This window comes from Mesorhizobium sp. M2A.F.Ca.ET.039.01.1.1 (genome assembly GCF_003998035.1).
GTDB lineage: Bacteria > Pseudomonadota > Alphaproteobacteria > Rhizobiales > Rhizobiaceae > Mesorhizobium.
The window spans coordinates 1-5990 of sequence record NZ_RZRY01000393.1; the positions used below are offsets into that span (position 1 = coordinate 1).

Here is a 5990-nt window from a genome sequence, read left to right on the forward strand (position 1 = left end):
ACACATGCCGCGCCGGAGCGCGCCATGTCCAATGCGGCCGACATCGTCGATGCCGACTATGTGGTGCTGCCGCGTTTTGCCGCGCATCCGGAGCGGTCGCCGCCCCAGCCGCAGATCCCGCCGCCGCCGCCGATCGAAGGCATGGGCATGCTGCGCAAGCCGGATGCCGCGCCGTCGCGGCCGTCGCGGGGCGGCCCGATGTTCTGGATCGCCGGAGTCGGCATAGCACTCTCCTCCTTCTGGGTGTCGGGCGGTCATGCGCTGGTCCGGCACAGTCCGTTCTGGGTGACCGCTGGGCCGGCGAGCGCACTCACCATTTCCGGCGTGACGTCGCGCATCGATGCGTCGGGCCTGAAACCGGTGTTGTTCGTCGATGGCGAGGCAGCCAATGACGGTTTGACATCGCAAGCATTGCCGCCGCTCGAAATCCGCGTCACCGACAACGACCGCAATATCATCCGCTACAGGCTGGGGACATCCAATCGCGCACTGGCACCCGGCGAAAGATTCGGCTTTTCCAGCCGCCTCGATGTGCCTAGAAACGGCGTCAGGACTGTCGCAGTAATCTTCGCCGGCTAGGTATGCCGATATTCAGGTGAGGCCGGCCTGCGAACGACGGCTTCCTGCGCTTCCGGTGCTCACGCACTTCAGGTACGCTCCGCTCCGGTTCTCGGAAGCCATCGTTCTCGGCTCGGCCTGACCTGAATCTCGATACACCTAGCACCTGGCATCCCAGGTGATTCTGAAGGACGAAAGAATGCCAGTTGTGCGCGGCAAGGACATCGAGGTGCTGTTTTCGGCGTCGGCAATCGCGCGCCGCAATCTCGAGCTCGCCAAGGAAATCGCCGGGCGCGACTACCATGACCTGCTGGTGATATCGATTCTCAAGGGCTCGTTCGTCTTCGCGGCCGATCTCATCCGCGCCATGCATGATGTCGGCCTGTCGCCGGAAGTCGAGTTCATCTTCATCTCGAGCTACGGCGCCGGCACCACGAGCGGCGAGGTCAGGGTGCTGCGCGACATCGACAACGAGGTCGCCGGCCGCGACGTGCTGTTGATCGACGACATACTGGAATCCGGCAAGACGCTTTCCTACACCCGCGATCTGATGCTGGCGCGCGGCGCCAGGAGCTGCGCCATCGCGGTGCTGCTCGACAAGCGCATGCGCCGTCAGACCGCGCTCAACGCCGATTATGTCGGCTTCGACTGCCCGGACTATTTCGTGGTCGGCTATGGCATGGACGTCGCCCACGCGTTTCGCGAACTGCCGTTTGTCGGGGTGGTGAAGGGCGACGCCTGAAGAGCCCCCGTTTCGCCCCGAAAAGCCGCTGATCGTTAGAATTTTCAGAAAACGTCAACGTTTCGCCGGCATCTATCTCGGCATGGCAAAGCTTCTGATCGTCGAGGACGATGAGTCCGTCCGCACCCTCGCCGCCCGCGCTCTGGAGCGCGACGGCCATGATGTCACCGTCGCCACCGATGGGTCGCAAGGGCTGGACGCGATCCGGCAGGCCCGCGGCGGCTACGATCTGGTGGTGTCCGACATCCGTATGCCGGAGATGGACGGCATCGAGATGGCGACTGCCGCCGCAAGAGAGTTCCCGACGCTGCGGATCATGCTGATGACCGGCTATGCCGACCAGCGCGAGCGCGCCGAGGAGCTCAACGGCATCATCCTCGACGTCGTGCAGAAGCCGTTCACGCTTGCCGAGATCCGCGCCCGCGTCGGCAAGGCGTTAAGCTGCTTCGCTTGAGACCGCACCGGCCGCGGGTGCTGCGCTTCGCCGGCGCTCGCCGGTGAGCGCAAGCAGGCCGGCGCCGATGATCAGCGCCGCGCCGAGCACGGTCGTCTCGCGCGGCACTTCGGCGAAGAACAGGAAACCCCACAGCGGCGACCACAGGATGCCGGTGTATTCGAAGGTGGCGACGCGGTTTGCCGGCGCCATTCGGTAGGCTTGCGACAGCAGGATCATGCCGGCGGAAGCGACGAAGCCGCAGGCGGCCATCTTCAGGAAATCCGGCATCGTCGGCCACACCCACGGCCGCACCAGGAATTCGACGCTCGGATGCGCCGCATGGGTGATGCCGGCGAGATGGAAGACGGTCGCGACCGCGACGGCGCCGCTGAGATAAGCGCCGTTCTGGTAGAAGGCCATCACCGTCGATGATTCGGTGTCGCCGATGCGGCGCGCCATCAACTGCGAAAAGCCGTATAGGAAGGCCGAGCCCAGCGACAGCAGCGCCGCCCAGTCGAACACGCCGGCGCCCGGGCGCACCATCACCAGCACGCCGACAAGGCCGATCAGCACCGTCGCCAGCGTCTTCCAGGAGACGCGCTCGCCGAGATAAGGTCCGGCCATCGCCATGATGAACAGCGGCGCCATGAAATAGAGCGCCACCGCGTCTGCCAGGGGCAAGGCCGCGATCGCGAGATAATAGACCGTATAGGACGAGAACTGGATGAAGGCGCGCAGCGTCAGCAGGCCGAAGCGCTTGGACAGCACCGCCTTCAGGCCGACATCGGCCTGGACGATGACGATCAGGATCGGCAGCGCGACGATGGCGCGGATCGCCATCACCTCGGTCACCGGATAGCCGCCCGACACCGCCTTCACCAGCGGATCCTGCAGCGAAAAGACCAGCACGCCGAGGCAGAGGCTCAGAATGCCAAGCACCAACCGGTTCCGCATCAGTCTCGGCCCCCCGCGAGCCGCATCGATATTCATTTCACGCAATTCCGGACGGAAAACCGCAAGCACTTTTCCTGGAATTGCTCCTAGAGCAGGATGACGCTTCGTTGAACCGTCATCCTGCTCCAACTCTTGTTGTTTGAGCATGATCTCGCCCGAAAACCGGTTCCCACTTTTCGCTGACGCGGTCCTTCGGTTCGGGATCATGCTCTTAAAAAGAACCCGCTACCGTTTCGCGCAGCGGGTACGAGTGAGGACTCTTCGATTGGTCCGCGGCCGACTCGCGACCGCCTATCCAATGGGTATGGGAACTATCCTGCGGCGTTTGACATGTTGCAAACGAATTGGGATGATGCCAGCAATCAGATTTGCTTATGGCGGTTTTCGATGAGACCAGTCCTCGACAGCGACCTCCTGCGCACCTTCGTGGCGGTGGCCGAAACCGGCAATTTCACGCGCGCGGCGGAGAAAGCCGGGCGCACGCAATCGGCCGTGTCCATGCAGATGAAGAAGCTGGAGGACATGGTCGGCGACAATCTGTTCGAGCGCGGCTCGCGCGGCGTGGCGCTGACGCGCCGCGGCGGCGAGTTGATCGCCAATGCGCGCCGGATCGTCTCGCTGCTCGACGAAACGGCTGCCTCGCTGGTGGCGCCGCCGCTTGGCGGGCTGGTGCGCATCGGCATCCCGGCCGAATATGGCCGCTCGATCCTGTCGCGGGCGCTGGGCGAATTCGCCAAGCGCCATCCGCGCGTCGAGGTCACGGTGCGCTACGCGCATTCGGATTCGCAGGTGAGGGCGCTCGCGGCCGGCGAGCTCGATCTCGCCGTGGTGTTCGAATGGGAGGGCTCTTCCGGCGGCGAGGTGCTGATGCACGACCCGACGGTCTGGGTGACTTCGACGCTGCACCGCATGCATGAGGACCGGCCGGTGCCGATCGCGCTCTACAGCCGCAACGGCTGGTGCCGCGACTTCGCCATCAAGTCGCTGCAGCAGCGCGGCCTCGATTACCGCGTCGCCTATACCAGCGACACCAATGGCGGCCTGACGCTCGCGGTGACTTCCGGCCTGGCGATCGCGCCGATTTCGCGCAGCAACATCCCGCCCGATTGCCGGGAATTGACGGCCGCCGACGGCTTCGGCGACATCGATTCGTCAAACGTCGTCCTGCATCGCAATCCGCTCGCGACCGGCGAGGCGATCGACGGCATGGAAAACGCGATCCGCGACGCCTTCATGCTGACAAGGCAGGTCGCGCCTGCGGCATAGATACCGACGCACAGCGATCCTTCGCGCCCCCCTCTGTCCTACCGGACATCTCCCCCACAAGGGGGGAGATAGCCAGTTCCCGCGACCGCGCTTTTCCTGCGGTGTTGGTGATTGCGGCGCTGGCAATTGGCGAAAGCGGTGACGACATCCGATCTCCCCCCAAGTGGGGGAGATGTCCGGCAGGACAGAGGGGGGCGCTGTCCCGCCAGCATCCCAAAAGTGGGCAAGGGCCGTCACATCCAGTCTAACAGCTGTGAGGCAGAAGCTACTTCAGCTCCAGCAGCCGTTCGAGATAGCTGCGCTCGATGTCGGGGCTGAGCGCATTGCCGAGCCGCTTGCGGATCGCGTCGAGGATCTGGCGGGCGCGCTGGACGTCGATCTCGTCGGGAACCTTGACCGAAGTGCCGTCATCGGGGCCATTGGTGGCGCGCGGCCGTCCCAGCGGGTCACGGTCGGCATTCTGCTCGCGACCGCCCTGCTCGCTGCCTCCCTGGTCCCCCTGCATGGCCTGCATCTGCTTCATCATGTCCTTGGCGCCGCGGCGCAGCGCTTCCAACGCGCGACCCTGGTGGCCGACGGCCTGGTCGCCGTCGCCCTGGCCGAGCGATTGCTCGGCATTGCCCATCGACTTTCCGGCTTCGCCAAAACCCTCATTGGGCTCCATGCCCATGCCTTCGAGCCCTTTCTTCAGCTGATTGAGCTCGCTCTGCAGCTGGCCCTGGCCTTCCTGCAACTGCTTCAATGCATCGGCGAAATCCTTCGGCGACATTTTCGGCCGTGCCAGCGGATCGCGGTCTTGGCCGGGACCCGGCCGCTGCTGGTCATTGGGCTGGCCCTGCTCGCCATCCTCGCCAAGCTGCTGCTGCTCGCCGCCTTCGCCACGCTGACCGCGCTGCATCTGGTCCAGGCGGAAGGTGTCGTTCATCATCTCCTGCTGGCGACGCATGATGTCGCCGAGCTTGTCCATCTGCTGACGCAGCTCGCTGTCCTGCTCGCCGCCCTGCTGCTGGCGGCCGGCCTGCAGGTTGTTCATCATGTCCTGCAGCTCGGAGAGAAGCTGCTGCGCCTTGTCGCGATCGCCGGATTTGGCCAGGTTTTCGATCTGATCCATCATGCGGTCGATGTCGCTCTGGCGCAGCTCGCGGCCGTTCTGCTGCATCTGCGGCGCGTTCGGGTTCTGCTGCGCGCGCTGGGCGAATTCCTGCAGGAACTGGTTCATCGCCTCGCGCAGTTCCTTCATCGCCTTCTCGATCTCCTGATCGCTGGCGCCATTCTTGATGGCGTCCTGCAAGGCCTGCTGCGCCTGGCGCAGCCGCCGCTCGGCGGCCGAGAGATTGCCCTCCTCGATGCCGAGCGCGAGCTCCCAGAGATAGGAGACGACGTTGCGCAGCTGGTCGTCGCTCTCGGAGAGCTTCAGACGGCTCCTTGCGCTCACGATGGCGAGATAGTTCGACATGTTGTCGAACGTGTCCTCGGGCCGCAGCGTGATCGCGTCCATCAGGTCGAGAACGCGCGGCTTGGCGTTGGTATCCAGCGCCAACAGCCGGCGCTGCTCGATCACCGCGCGGGCCAGCGGGTTGGCGAAGGGCCGCTCCGGCATCATGAGCGTCTTGGTTTCGCTGGTCGCGGTGTGGCCGGCATCGTCGGTGACGCTCAGCGTCAGCTTGATGCCGCTGCCGGCCCAGACATGCTCGGTCAGGTCCTTGGTCGTCTTGGCCGCATTCGTCTTGCCGCCGCGGCGCGGCAGGGTCAGCGGCAGGTCCGGCGGGCCGTAGAGCGGATGCGCATTGGCGGCCGGCGGATCCGACAGCTCGAAAACGGCCTTGGCCGAGGCTGCGCCGTAATCGTCATCGATCTCGTAGTTCAGCTCCATGGAGCCGTTGACGGCGCGCTTCGGCTCGCCGACGAAGCGGATCGCCGGCGGCTTGTCGGGAATGACGGCAAAGGCCCAGTGGCCGAGATCGCTTTCGGCGGATTTCAGCGTCAGCGTGCCGTTCGAATCCAGCTTGCCGGAGAACTGGCGCACTTTGGGCG

The 5990-nt window shown here is 64.9% G+C and carries 6 protein-coding genes; 4 read left to right on the forward strand and 2 right to left on the reverse strand.

Annotated features, from left to right (window positions below):
* From EOA24_RS24750 to EOA24_RS24760, 3 genes are all read left to right on the forward strand, one after another.
* Positions 1-579 (forward strand): hypothetical protein (locus EOA24_RS24750; protein WP_127410152.1); only part of this gene is annotated, 579 nt, incomplete at its 5' end.
* Between the two features lie 178 nt (positions 580-757).
* Positions 758-1300, forward strand: a complete 543-nt coding sequence (hpt, locus tag EOA24_RS24755; RefSeq protein WP_126081026.1) for a hypoxanthine phosphoribosyltransferase — start codon at positions 758-760, stop codon at positions 1298-1300.
* Positions 1301-1382: 82 nt separating this feature from the next.
* Positions 1383-1754: a response regulator gene (locus EOA24_RS24760; RefSeq protein WP_126081027.1), complete on the forward strand. Its 372-nt coding sequence runs from the start codon at positions 1383-1385 to the stop codon at positions 1752-1754.
* Here EOA24_RS24760 and EOA24_RS24765 read toward each other — a convergent pair.
* Positions 1737-2690, reverse strand: coding sequence for a DMT family transporter (locus tag EOA24_RS24765; RefSeq protein WP_126081028.1), 954 nt, complete (start codon positions 2688-2690; stop codon positions 1737-1739). The two genes, EOA24_RS24760 and EOA24_RS24765, sit on opposite strands and share 18 nt — an antisense overlap.
* Positions 2691-3077: 387 nt before the next feature.
* On the opposite strand from EOA24_RS24765, the gene EOA24_RS24770 reads away from it, so the two are divergent.
* The gene (locus tag EOA24_RS24770; protein ID WP_126081029.1) at positions 3078-3956 is read left to right on the forward strand and encodes a LysR substrate-binding domain-containing protein; all 879 of its coding nucleotides are present in this window, start codon (positions 3078-3080) and stop codon (positions 3954-3956) included.
* Between the two features lie 265 nt (positions 3957-4221).
* Here the strand turns inward: EOA24_RS24770 and EOA24_RS24780 are convergent.
* On the reverse strand, positions 4222-5990 hold a 1769-nt coding region (locus tag EOA24_RS24780; RefSeq protein ID WP_127410153.1), incomplete at its 5' end, for a TIGR02302 family protein.